This is a genomic window from Aliihoeflea aestuarii, from assembly GCF_024105665.1.
GTDB classification, from domain to species: domain Bacteria; phylum Pseudomonadota; class Alphaproteobacteria; order Rhizobiales; family Rhizobiaceae; genus Aliihoeflea; species Aliihoeflea aestuarii.
Genome location: NZ_JAAAMK010000001.1, coordinates 307,953 through 323,215, shown reverse-complemented (window position 1 = coordinate 323,215; position 15,263 = coordinate 307,953). Strand labels below are relative to the sequence as shown.

18 protein-coding genes are annotated in these 15,263 nt (G+C 62.4%); 6 read left to right on the top strand and 12 right to left on the bottom strand.

The genetic code is table 11. The annotated features are described in order from the left end of the window. Positions 1-25 precede the first annotated feature (25 nt). The 4 genes from GTW25_RS01570 to GTW25_RS01555 are packed head-to-tail and all read left to right on the top strand — an operon-like array spanning position 26 to position 3,642. Positions 26-799: a (Fe-S)-binding protein gene (locus GTW25_RS01570; RefSeq protein ID WP_252910228.1), complete on the top strand. Its 774-nt coding sequence runs from the start codon at positions 26-28 to the stop codon at positions 797-799. Further along, positions 799-2,235 (top strand): LutB/LldF family L-lactate oxidation iron-sulfur protein, encoded by a 1,437-nt coding sequence (locus tag GTW25_RS01565; protein ID WP_252910227.1) that lies wholly within the window; start codon positions 799-801, stop codon positions 2,233-2,235. The genes GTW25_RS01570 and GTW25_RS01565 overlap by 1 nt, the downstream gene beginning before the upstream one ends. After that, on the top strand, positions 2,232-2,900 hold the full coding sequence (locus tag GTW25_RS01560) for a LutC/YkgG family protein (RefSeq protein WP_252910226.1): 669 nt from the start codon (positions 2,232-2,234) through the stop codon (positions 2,898-2,900). Before GTW25_RS01565 ends, GTW25_RS01560 begins: the two co-directional genes overlap by 4 nt. Position 2,901: 1 nt before the next feature. Beyond that, positions 2,902-3,642 carry a metallophosphoesterase family protein gene (locus GTW25_RS01555; protein ID WP_252910225.1) on the top strand — a complete coding sequence of 247 codons (741 nt, stop codon included), beginning with the start codon at positions 2,902-2,904 and terminating at the stop codon, positions 3,640-3,642. 3 nt (positions 3,643-3,645) lie between these two features. On the opposite strand, the gene GTW25_RS20420 is transcribed toward GTW25_RS01555, so the two are convergent. Continuing rightward, entirely contained in the window at positions 3,646-3,780 is a 135-nt protein-coding gene (locus tag GTW25_RS20420; protein ID WP_290127842.1) for a hypothetical protein, read from the bottom strand. Between the two features lie 241 nt (positions 3,781-4,021). After that, positions 4,022-4,720 carry a type 1 glutamine amidotransferase gene (locus GTW25_RS01550; RefSeq protein ID WP_252910224.1) on the bottom strand — a complete coding sequence of 233 codons (699 nt, stop codon included), beginning with the start codon at positions 4,718-4,720 and terminating at the stop codon, positions 4,022-4,024. A 65-nt stretch (positions 4,721-4,785) separates the two neighbouring features. Between GTW25_RS01550 and GTW25_RS01545 the strand changes: the two genes are divergently transcribed. Next, complete coding sequence (locus tag GTW25_RS01545; RefSeq protein ID WP_252910223.1) at positions 4,786-5,406, top strand: hypothetical protein; 621 nt, start codon at positions 4,786-4,788, stop codon at positions 5,404-5,406. On the opposite strand, the gene hisG is transcribed toward GTW25_RS01545, so the two are convergent. The 9 genes from hisG to groES all read right to left on the bottom strand — a co-directional run bounded on the left by hisG (position 5,392) and on the right by groES (position 14,193). After that, positions 5,392-6,090 carry an ATP phosphoribosyltransferase gene (hisG, locus tag GTW25_RS01540; RefSeq protein ID WP_252910222.1) on the bottom strand — a complete coding sequence of 233 codons (699 nt, stop codon included), beginning with the start codon at positions 6,088-6,090 and terminating at the stop codon, positions 5,392-5,394. The genes GTW25_RS01545 and hisG overlap by 15 nt on opposite strands. Beyond that, on the bottom strand, positions 6,087-7,208 hold the full coding sequence (locus GTW25_RS01535; protein WP_252910221.1) for an ATP phosphoribosyltransferase regulatory subunit: 1,122 nt from the start codon (positions 7,206-7,208) through the stop codon (positions 6,087-6,089). The genes hisG and GTW25_RS01535 overlap by 4 nt, the downstream gene beginning before the upstream one ends. Before the next feature lie 217 nt (positions 7,209-7,425). Further along, a complete protein-coding gene (gene hisS / locus GTW25_RS01530; protein WP_252910220.1) occupies positions 7,426-9,033 on the bottom strand; it encodes a histidine--tRNA ligase in 1,608 nt (535 codons plus the stop codon). A gap of 316 nt (positions 9,034-9,349) precedes the next feature. Further along, on the bottom strand, positions 9,350-9,730 hold the full coding sequence (locus tag GTW25_RS01525; RefSeq protein WP_252910219.1) for a DoxX family protein: 381 nt from the start codon (positions 9,728-9,730) through the stop codon (positions 9,350-9,352). Positions 9,731-9,856: 126 nt separating this feature from the next. Continuing rightward, positions 9,857-11,248 (bottom strand): class II fumarate hydratase, encoded by a 1,392-nt coding sequence (gene fumC, locus GTW25_RS01520; protein ID WP_252910218.1) that lies wholly within the window; start codon positions 11,246-11,248, stop codon positions 9,857-9,859. Between the two features lie 62 nt (positions 11,249-11,310). Continuing rightward, complete coding sequence (locus GTW25_RS01515; RefSeq protein ID WP_252910217.1) at positions 11,311-11,748, bottom strand: YqaA family protein; 438 nt, start codon at positions 11,746-11,748, stop codon at positions 11,311-11,313. A 118-nt stretch (positions 11,749-11,866) separates the two neighbouring features. Then, a complete protein-coding gene (locus GTW25_RS01510; RefSeq protein ID WP_252910216.1) occupies positions 11,867-12,037 on the bottom strand; it encodes a CsbD family protein in 171 nt (56 codons plus the stop codon). 144 nt (positions 12,038-12,181) lie between these two features. Continuing rightward, on the bottom strand, positions 12,182-13,834 hold the full coding sequence (gene groL / locus GTW25_RS01505; RefSeq protein ID WP_252910215.1) for a chaperonin GroEL: 1,653 nt from the start codon (positions 13,832-13,834) through the stop codon (positions 12,182-12,184). Between the two features lie 62 nt (positions 13,835-13,896). Further along, positions 13,897-14,193 (bottom strand): co-chaperone GroES, encoded by a 297-nt coding sequence (groES, locus tag GTW25_RS01500; protein ID WP_252910214.1) that lies wholly within the window; start codon positions 14,191-14,193, stop codon positions 13,897-13,899. A 180-nt stretch (positions 14,194-14,373) separates the two neighbouring features. Between groES and GTW25_RS01495 the strand changes: the two genes are divergently transcribed. Continuing rightward, positions 14,374-14,769, top strand: a complete 396-nt coding sequence (locus tag GTW25_RS01495) for a hypothetical protein (protein WP_252910213.1) — start codon at positions 14,374-14,376, stop codon at positions 14,767-14,769. 14 nt (positions 14,770-14,783) lie between these two features. Here GTW25_RS01495 and GTW25_RS01490 read toward each other — a convergent pair whose 3' ends face one another. Then, entirely contained in the window at positions 14,784-15,209 is a 426-nt protein-coding gene (locus GTW25_RS01490; RefSeq protein ID WP_252910212.1) for a polysaccharide deacetylase family protein, read from the bottom strand. Positions 15,210-15,263: the final 54 nt, after the last annotated feature.

The window sequence follows — 15,263 nt, the reverse complement described above, 5'->3', positions numbered from 1 at the left end:
CCAGTTGAATGTTTCGGGAACCACTTTGCAACACCAAGTAAAAACGCGTCCGCATGTCGGGCTGTTCGTCACCTGCCTCGTCGATCTTTTCCGGCCGAGCGTCGGCTTTGCTGCCGTCAAGCTCATGGAAGACGCGGGATGCAGCGTCGATGTGCCTGCCGCCCAGACCTGCTGCGGGCAGCCGGCCTATAATTCCGGCGACCGGGACGATACGCGCGAGATCGCGAAAGCGACCATCGCCGCGTTCGAGGAATTCGACTACGTCGTCGCCCCGTCCGGCTCCTGCGCGTCGATGCTCAAGAAGCACTATCCGGCGCTGTTCACGGGCGATGCGGTTTGGGAAAGCCGCGCTGGCGAGTTCTCGAAGAAGGTCCACGAACTCGTCTCTTTCCTCGCCGACGAATTGCGCATCCAGGGCGTCGACGCGAAACTCTCCGCGACCGCCACCTACCACGATTCCTGCTCGGGCCTGCGTGAGCTCGGCATTCGCGACCAGCCGCGCAAGCTCTTGCAAAGCGTCGAAGGGCTGAAGATCGCCGAGATGGAAGAGGCGGATGTGTGCTGCGGTTTCGGCGGCACGTTCTGCGTCAAATATTCGGACATCTCCAACGCGATCGTGACGAAGAAGACGTCGAATATCGAGGTCGCGGGCGCTGATATGCTTTTGGCGGGCGATCTCGGCTGCCTGATGAACATGGCTGGCAAGCTGCAGCGCGAAGGCTCGGCAATCGAGGTGCGCCATGTTGCCGAAGTTCTCGCGGGAATGACCGATCAGCCGCCGGTCGGAGGGAAATTGTAATGCAGATCACCTCTCCTTCCTTCAAGAAGAACTCCGTCCAGGCGTTGTCGGATGCGCAACTCCAGAAGGCTCTGGGCAATGTACGCGCCGGCTTCATCGACAAGCGCACGAAGGCCGTCGATGCGCTGCCCGAATTCGACGCATTGCGCGACAACGGCAAGGCGATCAAGGACCACACGCTCGCCCATCTCGACCTTTACCTCGAAGCCTACGAGGAGCAGGTCAAGAAAGCTGGCGGACACGTTCATTGGGCGCAGACGGCCGAGGATGCGCGCAATATCATCCTCGATCTGTGCAAGACGCGCGGCGTGAAAACGGTCACCAAGGGCAAGTCGATGATCTCGGAGGAGATCGCGCTGAACGATGCGCTTGAAGAAGCGGGCGTGCGCCCGGTCGAGACCGATCTTGGCGAATACATCATCCAGCTTCGCGGCGAACACCCCAGCCACATCATCGCGCCGGCCGTGCATCTGAACAAGGAGCAGATCGAGGCAGATTTCCGCCGCGTCCATACGCATCTGCCGGCAGACCGCAAATTGGTCGAGCATGAGAAGCTTTTGACGGAGGCGCGCGCGGTCCTTCGTGCCGAATATTTCAAGGCCGATCTCGGCATCACCGGCGCGAACTTCCTCGTCGCGGAGACAGGCTCTTCGATCATCGTCACGAATGAGGGCAATGGCGACCTGACGCAGATCCTGCCGCGCGTCCATGTCGTCATCGCCTCGATCGAAAAGGTCGTGCCGACCCTCGAAGACGCAGCGCAAATCCTTCGCCTTCTGGCGCGCTCGGCCACGGGGCAGGAGATGAGCGTCTACACGACGGTTTCGACGGGTGGGCGCCGCGAAAGCGATCCCGATGGGCCGGACGAATACCATGTCGTCCTGCTCGACAATGGCCGCTCCTCCATGCTCGGCACCGAGTTTCAGGAGATGCTGCGCTGCATCCGCTGCGGCGCCTGCATGAACCACTGCCCGGTCTATCACGCGGTCGGCGGCCATGCGTATGGCTGGGTCTATCCCGGCCCGATGGGCGCGGTGCTGACGCCGTCGCTGATCGGCGTCGACAAGGGCGGCCACCTGCCCAACGCGTCGACCTTTTGCGGGCGCTGCGAAAGCGTCTGCCCGATGCGCATCCCGCTGCCGAAGATGATGCGACACTGGCGCGAGCGCGAGTTCGAACGTGGCCTGAACCCTGCCGTCGCACGCTATGGTTTGAAAAGCTGGGCGTTTTTCGCAAGACGACCGCGTCTCTACCGGTTCTTCGCCTCGTTCGGCATTCCGGCGCTTTCCATGTTGGGTGGCGCCAAACGGCGCTTCTCCTGGCTGCCCTTTGCGGGCGGCTGGACGAAATATCGCGAGCTGCCGGCACCTGAAGGGCGCACCTTCATGCAGCAATGGGCGCAGCGAGAAGCGCTCAAGCAGGAGGTATCTTCATGAGCGGGCGCGAGGCGATCCTGAACAAGGTGCGTGCATCGTTGAACGCGGGCGCGGGAGACCGAAAGACAGCCGTGGACGAAAGACTTCGCAGTGCCCCGCGCGGTCTCATCCCGGCGCGTGGACAACTGGCCGATGCCGAGCGTGTCGCTCTGTTCGAGGCACAGGCTGCAAAGGTCTTCTCCACGACCGAACGTCTTGCCTCGCATGCCGATCTGCCGGCGGCGGTGGCCTCCTATCTGCGGTCCAAGAACCTGCCGGCCTCGATACGCATGGGCGGCGATCCACGCCTTCGCGGCTCGCACTGGTCCAGCCAGCCGGCGCTCGAAGTGCGTGACGGTCCCTCAGACGGGAGCGACGAAGCGGGACTGAGCCACGCATTCGGAGCGATCGCCGAGACTGGAACGCTGGTGCTGCATTCGGGACCGGACAATCCGACGACGGTGAACTTCCTGCCCGAACATCATCTCGTCGTGGTCGATGCGAAGGATGTGGCGGGCGATCTCGAAACGGTGCTCGCCAATATCCGCGACAGGTTCGGCAAGGGTGTGATGCCGCGAACCTTGAACATGATCACCGGCCCGTCGCGCTCAGGCGACATCGAGCAGAAGATGCTGCTCGGCGCACATGGCCCGCGCGCGCTGCACGTCTTCATCGTCGAGGGGTGAGATGAGCGGCGGCGTCACTTACGACGACGCCGCAACGCCCGACGGAATGCGCATCTACGCAATCGGTGACATCCACGGACGCGCCGATTGCCTAACTGATCTTCTCGCAAAAATCGAAGCCGAGATTGCCCGCGACAGGCCGGCGGACTGGCGGGTGGTCTATCTTGGCGACTATGTCGATCGCGGTCCCGAAAGCGCCCGCGTGCTCGAAACGCTCGCCGCGCGCGTCGAGGCCGATCCGCGCAACATCGCGCTCGAGGGCAATCACGATAAGGTCTTCGCCGGTTTTCTTGCCGATCCGACAAACTGGCATCAGTTCGCCGATTTCGACGGGGCCGCGACGGCGCGCTCCTACGGCGTCCAGATCGATTTTCGGGACGATCGAACCGTTCTTCGTGGTCAGCGTGAACTGCTCGCGGTCGTGCCGCAAACGCATCTGGCATTCCTGAACGGGCTACGGCTTTCCGTGAATTTTGGGGATTTCTTTTTCTGTCATGCCGGCATCAGGCCCGGCGTTCCGCTGGACCGGCAGGTCGAACACGATCTTATCTGGATCAGGGGTGAGTTCCTCGACCACCGGGGATTGCATCCCAAGCTCGTCATTCACGCCCACACGCCGAATCACCAGCCCGAAATCCTGGCGAATCGCGTCAATCTGGATACATGCGCTTTCGCTACGGGCCGTTTGACTTCCATGGTCATGGAAGGACGAACCAAGCGCTTTATGCGCAGCCAGCGCTGAAAACTATTCGGAGGCGACGACGCCGTAGCCGTCGACTACCTGATCGCCGGCGGCGTCGGCCGCATAGATGCCCGCGCCCCAAAGCAGGATACCGGAAAGCATGGAAAGGGTGATCAGGGCTGCACGCACGGCGGTCATCTCGGTTTGTTCCTGCAAGTTTTAGAACGAGGTCCGTTACAAATCGGTTTCATCAGATCAATTTCCGCCGCAAAAAATCGTTCCGCGCGAAAAACTTCGCACGGGCGTTCGACTGGGCGATTGAGCGGAAAACCCACCGGATGAGGTGGCTGATCTATGCTTGAAACCGGGCGAAAGCCAGACGGCCCAAGGCTTTGCCACGGCTATTTTCGCATCGTTGCATTTGTGCAACGGCACAGGCTCAGATGACCGAAACCCATGCGCGAGCAAGCGTCATGCCCGCCATATCCGCTTCAGGGCCGAATCGGCTGGCGTCGATTCTGTGGCGCTTTTCCCAATCGGGTTCGCGCTCCGCAATCCATTCCGCGAATCGTTTGGACCACGCCTCGACATGCGGCCGATCCGCCTCGAAGTGGAACTGCACGCCATACGCCTTCGAGCCGACGCGATACGCCTGATTGTGCGCGACAAGGTTGCCGGCAAGGCGCGAGCCGCCGCGCGGAAGCATGTAGTGGTCGCCATGCCACTGGAAGATCGGAAAGCTTGTCGGCAGCGCGCCGAGCACGGGATCGTCGCGGCCTGCGGGCGTCAGTTGGACGTCCTGCCATCCAAATTCATAGGCCGAGTTCACCAATACCTGCGCATCGAACGCGCGGGCCAGCAATTGCGCGCCCAGACAGATGCCGAGCGTCGCGCGGCCGCTATCGGCGTAGTCGCGCATGAAGCGAACGAGATGCGGCAGATACGGGTGCTCGTCATCCGCATACGCGCTCTGCGCGCCGCCGAGCACGATCAGCGCGTCGTGATCCTCGATCGTTTTGGGTAGCCCGTCGCCGCGATAGGGCCTGCGCAGATCGATCGTCGCGCCGGCCTCGTCGAGCGCGCCGCGCAACTGCCCGAGACCCGAGCCATCGATATTCTGGATGACGAGAACGCGCATGAGACCGCCTGACGAATTGGTCTTTCGCGGGTAGCATGCGCCGTCCGCTCTGCAAAGGAGGCTGCATGAGGCTGCAAAACCGCGTCGATCCGTTCGGCCGTCTTCATGCGATTGAAGCACGCGGAAAACTTACCGGCAATCGCGGAATCATCCATGATCCGGAAACGAAAGGCCTGACCGGCCGAAGCTGGGCGACCAAAGCGTGGATCATATGCACATGCGACTGGAAAGGCCGGCGGCGCGACGTGTGGGGTCGCAACGGACCGGATGGAGGTGTCGGTTGGACGGAACTGTTCTTCCTCGATGAGGTGACGGCGCTCGCTGCCGGTCATCGGCCCTGCTTCTTCTGCCGGCGGGCCGCTGCCACTGCGTTTCGGGACGCCTTCGCGAAGGGAAACGGGCTTGGCTCTGTCTCCGCACCGCAGATGGATGCGCGGCTTCACGCCGAGCGGTTTTTGTCTTCCCGTGCGCCGTCGAGGAGCGTTTCGCTCGAAAACTTGCCGGATGGTGCGATGATCGAAGCGGGCGAGGTTGTGTTCACCCGGCGTGACGGCCAGTGGCTGCGCTGGTCGTTCGAGGGTTATCGACACGGCGTCCCGCAGGGACGGGCTCGTCTCGTCACGCCGCCATCGTCGGTCGCCACATTGCGTGCTGGCTACAAGCCGTTGTGGTCAGACGGACGCTGATACCGCCCGCGCGATCTCGTCCACCACGGCTTGATCGGACGCAGTACGCTCCGTTCTCGCCGCGAAGAGGCACGCTTCCGATTTCAAAATAACGCCGTCATCCAGAATCTTGAGATGGTTGGCCTTGAGCGTCGAGCCGGTCGTGGTGATGTCGACGATGATGTCTGCCGAACCGGCAGCCGGCGCGCCCTCCGTGGCACCGAGGCTCTCGACGATCCGGTAGACCTGAATGCCATGGGTGCGCGAAAAGAACTGCTGCGTCAGTCGCCAGTATTTGGTCGCGATGCGCAGACGCCTGCCGTGGCGCTGGCGAAAATCGGCGGCAACGTCTTCGAGGTCCGCCATCGTCTCGACGTCGAGCCACGCGTCGGGAACGGCGACGACGACATCGGCGCGGCCAAAGCCGAGACGGGCAGAGATGTCCGTCCGATCCTGCCAGTCCGCAATGCCTTCGCAAACGAGGTCTTCGCCGGTGACGCCGAGATCGATCGTGCCCTGGCTGAGTTCGCGCGCGATCTCGGAGGCCGAGAGAAACGCGATCTCGATATCGTCGCGACCGGCGATGCGCGCCCGATAGCGGCGCTCGTCGCCGGGCGTTTCCACATTGAGCCCGGCAGCGGCGAGCGTCTCGATCGCGGCGTCCTTGAGGCGTCCCTTGGAGGGAAGGGCGAGCGTGACGGTCATTTCGCGTCTCCCTTCAGCGCCTCGATCCGGTCGAGCCAGACGGAAAAGCCGACGCCCGGTATGGCTTGCTTCGCGCCCAGTAGCGTCAGGAGCCGGTCATAGCGTCCGCCGCCGACGAGCGGGTGCTCTGCATCGCCCGACGAAATCTCGTAGACGAGACCGGTATAGTAATCGAGCGGCCGTCCGAAAGCCGCGTCGTACTGGATTTCCGCTTCGGGCAGGCCGAGTTCGGAAATCGCGCGCGCGCGGGCAAGGAAGATGTCGAGCGCCGCGCCGAGCGATATGCCGGCGTCGCCGGCAAAGTCGCGCAGGGCATTGCCCGCCTGCCGCAATGGCGCGCGAATGGCGAGAAACGTCTTCAGCGCATTCAAGGCGTCGTCGGCGAGACGCACCGATCGCAGCTCGGTCTTTTCGATCAGCCGCAGCGCGATCTCCTTCGACGTGCGTCCGGCGCTTTCGGAAAGTCCCGTCTCGGTCATGCGCCCGGCGATATGGTCCGCCAGCCCGTCATGGTCGCCTTCGGCAACGAGCGACGCGGCGGGCTCGTCCAGCGTCACGCGGCGCGAGGGGTTGGCCAGATCGTCCAGCGCCGCATCGAGCATGTCCTTGGAACCGAAGGCGCGGCCAAGGCGCTTTTGCCAGCCACGCGGCAGGCCAAGCGCCGCCAGAACGGCCTCGAACACGCGCTGGTCGCCAAGCGTGACGGTAAGTGAGCGATCTGGCAACACGCCAGCGATGAGCGCATGCGCGTCGGCTATCGAGCGCGCGTCGGCACGGGCGATGTCGGTTTCGCCGAGGTCCTCGATGCCCGCCTGGAAGAACTCGTTGCCGCCTTCGCGGCGTTGGCGAAAGACTTCGCCGAGATAGGCGTAACGGCGCGGGGTGCCGGCTTTCGAGGCGATGTGATCGATGCAGACGGGGATCGTGAATTCAGGCCGCAGGCACAGCGCCGCGCCGGTCTCGCTTTCGGTGAGGAAGATGCGGCGGCGCAAATCCTCGCCGGCCATGTCGAGGAACGGGTCGGCTGGCTGCAGGATGGCGACGTCGACCATCCCCGCGCCACGCGCGGCGAAGATCGAGCGGATGTCGTCCGCGATTTCCGGAATGCGGGATGTCATTGGATTGCCGCTGCTTTGGGGGAGGTTTGCGCTTTACGGCGCCCCCCTCTGCCCTGCCGGGCATCTCCCCCGCAAGGGAGGAGAACAGCCTTCATCGGGCTTTCGCCCATTCTCGAACTTATTGCAGCCGAGCACGACGACGACGTGCGTGATCTCCCCCCTCGCGGGGGAGATGCCCGGCAGGACAGAGGGGGGCGTGACGAAGCGCAAACCACCGTCATTCCGCCCTATCCCGATCCGCCGCCTGCGCGTCGAGAACTTTCTGCACGGCCGCGACCAACTCGCTCTCCTTGACGGAGAACTGCGCCGGACGACCTTCGCGCCATGCATCGTTGTCGGTGATCTCGGCCGACAACCGCGCGCCTTCCACGAGATCCTTGATCTGCACTTCGCCCGCCGCGCGCTCGTCGCCGCCCTGAATGACGACGCAAGGCGCGCCGCGCCTGTCGGCGTATTTCATCTGCGCCTTCATGCCGGCACCGCCCAGATACATCTCGGAGCGAATGCCCGCCGCGCGAAGGTCGGAGACCATTTTCTGGTAGCGGCCGAGGCTTTCCGTGTCCTTGTCCATGACAAGCACGACGACCGGCGCGGTCACATTCGCCGCGTTCAGCTTGCCGAGATTCTTCAGCGCGGTGACGAGGCGCGAGACGCCGATGGAAAAGCCCGTCGCCGGCACAGACTCGCCGCGAAAGCGCGAGACAAGCCCGTCATAACGCCCGCCGCCCGCGACCGAGCCGAAGCGTACGACCTGTCCGTCTTCGTTCGTGACTTCGAAGGTCAGTTCGGCCTCGTAGACAGGGCCGGTGTAATATTCGAGGCCGCGCACGACGGAGGGATCGATGCGGATGCGGTTTGTGTCGTAGCCAGCAGCTTCAAGGAGCTTGGCTATCGTTTCTAGTTCATTCAATGCGTCGCTGATAGCCGCATTATCGGGCAGAGAATCCCTAAGCGCGAATATGGTTTTCGAGTTTGGCCGCGATCGAACAAATGCTTGCGTTGTGTTTTTCATTTTCTCGTCAAGAGTCGACCCGAACGGCACCAAATTGTCCGCTGAGCTTGTAAATTCGAGTGTGTCCAGCCGGGCAAACAGAAATTGTTTGACTATCGAAATCTGGTCATCGGTTAGATCAACGCCTTTTGTAAAGTCGCCACTATCGTCCTTGCGACCTTCTCCTAGGAGCTGGCGAACTCCTTCCCATTCGAACTTGTCGAGCTTGTCGATGGCGCGCAAGACCCCCAACCGGCGACCTGCGTTTTCATCGCCGCTAAGCCCGATGGCTTCGAGCACGCCGTCGAGCACCTTGCGGTTGTTGACGCGGATGACGTAGTCGCCGCGCTGGACGCCGACGGCCTCCAGCGTGTCGGCCATCATCATCGCCATCTCCGCATCGGCGGCAACGCCCGGCGTGCCGACGATATCGGCGTCGAACTGCATGAACTGGCGGAAGCGGCCGGGGCCGGGCTTTTCGTTGCGGAACACCCAGCCAGAGCGGTACGAGCGATAGGGCTTCGGCACCCGTTCGAAATTCTCCGCCACGAAGCGCGCCAGCGGCGCTGTCAGATCGTAGCGCAGCGACAGCCACTGCTCGTCATCGTCCTGAAACGAGAAGACGCCCTCGTTGGGTCGGTCCTGATCGGGCAGGAACTTGCCGAGCGCGTCGGTATATTCGATCAGCGGCTGCTCGACCGGGTCGAAACCGTAAAGCTCATAAACTTCGCGGATTTTCGCCGTCATCGCGTCGACGGCGCGAATGTCGTCTGCATGGCGGTCGACGAAGCCCCGCGGGAGCCGCGCCCTCATCTTGTCCGCCTTGCTGTTCATCGTCTTATCCGCCTGCGATTGAATGGAAAACCGTGCCCGGAAGGGGCGCGGCTGTCCTAGCCGATAGGAACAAGGGCGGCAAGGGTCGGGTCGTGGTGGAGAGGGCGAGGCATGGATTCCTGTGACAAGCACAGGAATGAAGGCATCGAGGGGATATGCCAATCACCAACGCTGGAGACTGGCGTCAACCTCTCCACCGTCATTCCTGTGCTTGTCACAGGAAGCCATGACTCAAGGATGATGAGACACACCCATCTCCCAGAACGACAAAAGGCGGGCCGCAGCCCGTCTTCCATCAATTACGAACTGACGTCGATCAGCGACGACCGGCGAGCGACAGTGCGCCCGGACCGGCAACCGAAAGCACCAGAAAGCCGCCCGCGATGGCGAAATTCTTGAAGAAGTTGTTGAACTCGTTCATATCGGCGAAATTGGTGTGCGCGATCAGCGCAGTCGCGACGCAGAACAGCGCGAAGGCATAGGCCACATAGCGCGTCTGGAAGCCAATGACGATCGCGATGCCGCCAAGCACCTTGAGAGCGATGACGAGCCAGGTGACGAGCATCGGTGCGGGCATGCCGATCGCGCCCATGTAACCGGCGAAACCGCTCGGCGCGGTCAACATGCCGAAACCGGAGATGAGGAACATCGCAACCAGAAGGATACGGGCGACCAGAAGAACGGCGTCGTTGGACATGGGAAGGCGATCCTTGGGAGGAGAAACTTGGTTGCTTCCTTTTACCCTACGCCGGATATTCCACGAGCTATCGACTTCTCGACACTACGTTCTCTATTTGTGAACGATCAGTCGAAGCTGTTCACCTCAACCCGGACGGATCATCTTTTCAGGCCGCACGATGCGGTCGTAATCGTCTGCCGTCACATCGCCGCTCGCAATCGCCTCCTCGCGTAATGTCGTGCCGTTCCTGTGCGCGGTCTTGGCGATTTTGGCGGCCTTGTCGTAGCCGATGCTCGGCGCGAGCGCCGTCACCAGCATGAGCGAGTTCTGCACGAGTTCGGCGATCCGCTCCTCGTTGGCCGAAAGGCCGCTGATGCAATTGTCGGCAAAGGAATGCGCGGCATCGCCTGCAAGTCGCACCGATTGAAGGACGGCATTGGCGATGACCGGCTTGAAGACGTTGAGCTCGAAATGGCCTTGGCTTGCAGCCGTCTGCACGATCGTCTGGTTGCCGAGGATCTGCGTGGCGACCATGGTCAGCGCCTCGGCCTGCGTCGGATTGACCTTGCCCGGCATGATCGACGAGCCGGGCTCGTTCTCCGGCAGGTTGAGTTCGCCCAATCCCGAGCGGGGGCCTGAACCGAGGAAGCGAATGTCGTTGCCAATCTTGAAGAGGTCGGCCGCAAGAGCCGCCAGCGCGCCGTGGAAATGAGCGACCGCGCCATGGCTCGCCAGCGCCTCGAACTTGTTTTCAGCGGTGCGGAAGGGCAGGCCGGTCAACTCGGCAAGGCGCGCGGCGAAACCCTCGTCGAACCCGGCGGGCGCATTGAGGCCGGTGCCGACGGCCGTGCCGCCCTGCGCTAGCGCATGAACGTCGTGCAGGCTTTCGACCAGCCGGCGACGGCCGGCCACGAGCGCGGCGACATAGCCGGAAAACTCCTGTCCGAGCGTCAGCGGCGTCGCGTCCTGCGTGTGGGTGCGACCGATCTTGATGATGTCGGCGAAGGCATTCTGCTTTTCCTGAAGCGCGGAGATCAGATGGTCGAGCCCCGGCAGGAGAACGGAATGCGCCTCGCGCACGATGGCGATATGAATGGCGGTCGGGAACGTGTCGTTCGACGACTGGCTCATATTGACGTGGTCATTGGGATGGACGGGCGTCTTCGTGCCCATCTCGCCGCCCAGAATCTCGATCGCGCGGTTGGATATGACCTCGTTGGCGTTCATGTTCGATTGGGTGCCCGAGCCGGTCTGCCACACGACGAGCGGGAAATTGTCGTCGAGCTTGCCGTCGATGACCTCCTGCGCTGCTTCCACGATCGCGCCCGCGCGCTCCTGATCCAAAATGCCGAGCGACAGATTCGTCTCCGCCGCCGCGCGCTTGACGAGGCCGAGCGCATGGACGAGCGGCAGCGGCATCTTCTCCGTGCCGATGCGGAAATTCTCGATCGAGCGCTGCGTCTGTGCGCCCCAGTAACGGTCCGCCGGAACGTCGATCGGGCCGAACGTGTCGGTTTCGGTGCGGGTGTCGGTCATGAAATGAAGCTCCCTTCGGTTGACCGGCATATGGGGTTTTCGCGCCGCGCTTGAAGGGTGCTTCAGATGAGGCCGGCCAGAAAGAGCACGAAGGCGTAGCGGGCCGTCTTGGCGATTGCGACGATAGCGAGAAAAACAAGAAAAGGCACCCGCAGCACGCCCGCGACGACCGTCAGCGGATCGCCGATGACGGGCACCCATGACAGGAGCAACGACCACAAACCATAGCGCGCATACCACGCCTCGGCGCGGGCGATCTGGTCGGGCGAGGCGGGAAACCAGCGACGGTCGCGAAAGCGGGTGACGAAGACGCCCATCAGCCAGTTGACGCAGGACCCCGCCGTGTTGGCGAGGCTTGCAACGGCAAGAAGCAGCAGTGGATCGGCCGCTCGGCTGGCATGAAGCGCGGCAAGCACCGCTTCGGACGTGCCCGGCAAGAGCGTCGCCGACGTGAAGGCGGAAACGGCAAGGCCCCACAGGGCGCCGGCTTCACCGATCATTTTGGCGTATGCGCATGTTCATCAGGGCCAGATGCCCGTGGCGTCTCACGAAGGCAAGCGAGGCGCAAAGAAAAAGGGCGGCTTGCGGCCGCCCTGCATGCTTGCAATTGACGAAAAGCTATTTCAGCTTTTCCTTGACGTTGCCGGCTTCCTTCTGGACCTTGCCGGCGGTCTTTTCGGCCTTGCCCTTCAGTTCCGTCTTGGTCGAGCCCGTCGCCTTGCCAGCGGCTTCTTTCACCGCGCCGGTTGCCTGTTTGGCTGCGCCTTTGACCTGATCCTTGTTCACCATCGATCGTCTCTTTGAAACACCGACTGAACTGTCGGGGTGCTGCAAGAACGCGCAAAGGTGACACTGGTTGCCACGCCGTCTGCGGGCCAAAAGAAAAAGGGCGCCACGAGAGCGCCCTTTCGCAAACTCGATGAGGGAGACTTCTTAGAAGTCCATGCCGCCCATGCCACCCATGCCGCCGGGCATGCCACCAGGCATACCGCCGCCGGCAGCTTCCTTCTTCGGAGCCTCGGCGATCATCGCTTCGGTGGTCACGAGAAGGCCGGCAACCGAAGCTGCGTCCTGAAGGGCCGTGCGCACGACCTTTACCGGATCGACGATGCCGAGCTGGATCATGTCGCCATATTCGCCGGTCTGGGCGTTGTAGCCGAAGGTCTTCGAGCCGTTCTCGAGGATCTTGCCTGCAACGATCGACGCTTCCGCACCGGCGTTGGCTGCGATCTGGCGGGCCGGAGCCTGCAGGGCGCGACGCACGATGTTGATGCCGGCGTCCTGATCGACGTTCTCGCCCTTGACGGTGAGGTCGGCCGACGCGCGCAGGAGAGCGGTGCCGCCGCCTGCAACGATGCCTTCTTCGACGGCCGCGCGGGTCGCGTTGAGGGCGTCGTCGACGCGATCCTTCTTTTCCTTGACTTCGACTTCCGTGGAGCCGCCGACGCGGATGACGGCAACGCCGCCGGCCAGCTTGGCGAGGCGCTCCTGGAGCTTCTCACGGTCGTAGTCGGAGGAGGTCTCTTCGATCTGCTGCTTGATCTGGCCGACGCGGGCTTCGATCTCGGCCTTCTGGCCGGCACCGTCGACGATCGTGGTGTTCTCCTTGGTGATGGAGACCTTCTTGGCGCGGCCGAGCATGTCGAGGCCGACATTCTCGAGCTTGATGCCGAGGTCTTCGGAGATCACCTGACCGCCGGTCAGGATCGCGATGTCTTCCAGCATGGCCTTGCGGCGGTCGCCGAAGCCGGGAGCCTTGACGGCAGCGATCTTGAGGCCGCCACGCAGCTTGTTGACGACGAGCGTGGCAAGAGCCTCGCCTTCGACGTCTTCCGAGATGATGACGAGCGGCTTGGACGACTGAACGACGGCTTCGAGAACCGGCAGCAGCGCCTGGAGGTTGGACAGCTTCTTCTCGTGGAGAAGGATGTAGGCGTCTTCCAGTTCGGCGACCATCTTTTCCGGATTGGTCACGAAGTAGGGCGACAGGTAGCCGCGGTCGAACTGCATGCCTTCGACGACTTCGAGTTCGGTCTCGGCGGTCTTGGCTTCCTCGACGGTGATGACACCTTCGTTGCCGACCTTCTGCATGGCCTCGGCGATCATGTCGCCGATTTCCTTTTCGCCATTTGCCGAGATCGTGCCGACCTGGGCGACTTCTGCCGAGGTGTTGATCTTGGCAGCGGACGAGGACAGCGTCTTGATGACTTCGGAGACGGCGAGGTCGATGCCGCGCTTCAGGTCCATCGGGTTCATGCCGGCGGCAACTGCCTTGGCACCTTCCTGAACGATCGCCTGGGCGAGAACCGTTGCGGTCGTGGTTCCATCGCCGGCGATGTCGTTGGTCTTCGAGGCCACTTCGCGCACCATCTGGGCGCCCATGTTCTCGAACTTGTCTTCCAGTTCGATTTCCTTGGCGACGGTGACGCCGTCCTTGGTGATGCGCGGTGCGCCGAACGACTTGTCGATGACGACGTTGCGGCCCTTGGGTCCGAGCGTGACCTTCACGGCGTTGGCGAGAATGTCCACGCCGCGCAGCATGCGCTCGCGGGCGTCGCGGGAAAACTTGACGTCTTTAGCAGCCATTTGTTTCTAGCTCCCTGGGTCTTCGACCCGTTGAATTTCGGATATGACGGATGTGCGGCTGGTTAGCCGATCACGCCCATGATGTCGGATTCCTTCATGATCAGGAGATCTTCGCCGTTGAGCTTGACCTCGGTGCCCGACCACTTGCCGAACAGGACGCGGTCGCCTGCCTTGACGTCGAGCGGGACGAGCTTGCCAGCTTCATCGCGCGCGCCGGAACCGACGGCGATGATTTCGCCTTCCTGCGGCTTCTCCTTGGCGGTGTCGGGAATGATGATGCCGCCCTTGGTCTTTTCCTCGGAATCGACCCGGCGAACGACCACGCGGTCATGAAGCGGGCGGAACGTCGACTGTGCCATGTGACTTTGATCCTCGATTGGGATGATGTAAATGGTTCCCTCAAGCCCGGATGACCGGACTGTTAGCACTCATATGTTGAGAGTGCCAACGGCGGCGGAGGTAAGCACACTCGTTTGCAGAGTCAAGAAAGTTGCAAGAGCGTGCGGTGAAAATTTCTAGACCGGAGATGTGACATTCCTATGCGCCGCCGCTCGTCCTTCGGCTTTTTCGGCATGTTCGGCCGCTCCTTCGATCTGCGCCAGCTCGATATGGCGCTTCGCGGCGTCGACCTTCACCCGGCGCTGGTGCCCGAAGGCGTGAAGATGACGATGGTCAATTTGATGAAGGATCACGGCGTCGATGAGATTGAGGAGGCCTATCCTGCGGTCGCCGAGATTTTCGGTTATTGCGTGATGGGCGCGAACGCTTTCGAGGCCGTCAATGGCGGTCAGCGGCTCGCCGCGGTCGAGGCGAGGATCGAAAAGGCGCTGGATGCGGGCGATGGGATCGATGCGCAGCTTATCCTGCTGGCGGTCCACGCGAAGCTCATCCAGCCGGAAGTCATCGAGCGCTATGGCATTTCCGCCGACGAATAAGTGCGTTGGCGGTTCTATCTTGCTCGCTGGCTTTCGCTGCTCACGATCCAGCCGAAGACAATACCTGCTGCGATTGCTGCCGGAACGAACGCGGATGCGACCTCCATCGAGAGACTGCGATGGTCGGTCCATGAAAGATGCGGGTAGTTTTCAGGCGCGCTACAGGCGAAATACGCACCGACACCGATCCCCAGTATCGCCCCTGTGCCGATCGTTGCCGCCATTCCGTATCGCCGCATGATGTACAGCGCGAGCGGATAGGCAGGCAGCGTTACAGGCAGCGTCAGTACGCCGATCACCGCGCCGAAGAGAAGCGTTGCACCAACGAAGTTTACGATCAAGCCTGCGCTCGAGACATCGGAAGGCAGATCGTCCGCGAAGATCAACATTGGTACCAAAAGCATGGCACCGGCCGATATGGCCGCGCCGAGATGTGCCAAAATGAATATGGCGGCATGGCGCAGAAACGAATGTGATCTCGATATTTGCATGCT

Bases quoted from the DNA above. Each gene is read 5' to 3' on its own strand.
- groL (WP_252910215.1), bottom strand. From the start codon at position 13,834: ATGGCTGCTAAAGACGTCAAGTTTTCCCGCGACGCCCGCGAGCGCATG.
- GTW25_RS01550 (WP_252910224.1), bottom strand. From the start codon at position 4,720: ATGCGCGTTCTCGTCATCCAGAATATCGATGGCTCGGGTCTCGGGCAG.
- GTW25_RS01495 (WP_252910213.1), top strand. From the start codon at position 14,374: ATGCGCCGCCGCTCGTCCTTCGGCTTTTTCGGCATGTTCGGCCGCTCC.
- GTW25_RS20420 (WP_290127842.1), bottom strand. From the start codon at position 3,780: ATGACCGCCGTGCGTGCAGCCCTGATCACCCTTTCCATGCTTTCCGGT.
- GTW25_RS01555 (WP_252910225.1), top strand. From the start codon at position 2,902: ATGAGCGGCGGCGTCACTTACGACGACGCCGCAACGCCCGACGGAATG.
- groES (WP_252910214.1), bottom strand. From the start codon at position 14,193: ATGGCACAGTCGACGTTCCGCCCGCTTCATGACCGCGTGGTCGTTCGC.
- GTW25_RS01560 (WP_252910226.1), top strand. From the start codon at position 2,232: ATGAGCGGGCGCGAGGCGATCCTGAACAAGGTGCGTGCATCGTTGAAC.
- GTW25_RS01535 (WP_252910221.1), bottom strand. From the start codon at position 7,208: ATGACATCCCGCATTCCGGAAATCGCGGACGACATCCGCTCGATCTTC.
- GTW25_RS01515 (WP_252910217.1), bottom strand. From the start codon at position 11,748: ATGATCGGTGAAGCCGGCGCCCTGTGGGGCCTTGCCGTTTCCGCCTTC.
- GTW25_RS01545 (WP_252910223.1), top strand. From the start codon at position 4,786: ATGAGGCTGCAAAACCGCGTCGATCCGTTCGGCCGTCTTCATGCGATT.
- GTW25_RS01565 (WP_252910227.1), top strand. From the start codon at position 799: ATGCAGATCACCTCTCCTTCCTTCAAGAAGAACTCCGTCCAGGCGTTG.
- GTW25_RS01525 (WP_252910219.1), bottom strand. From the start codon at position 9,730: ATGTCCAACGACGCCGTTCTTCTGGTCGCCCGTATCCTTCTGGTTGCG.
- hisG (WP_252910222.1), bottom strand. From the start codon at position 6,090: ATGACCGTCACGCTCGCCCTTCCCTCCAAGGGACGCCTCAAGGACGCC.
- GTW25_RS01510 (WP_252910216.1), bottom strand. From the start codon at position 12,037: ATGGTGAACAAGGATCAGGTCAAAGGCGCAGCCAAACAGGCAACCGGC.
- fumC (WP_252910218.1), bottom strand. From the start codon at position 11,248: ATGACCGACACCCGCACCGAAACCGACACGTTCGGCCCGATCGACGTT.
- hisS (WP_252910220.1), bottom strand. From the start codon at position 9,033: ATGAACAGCAAGGCGGACAAGATGAGGGCGCGGCTCCCGCGGGGCTTC.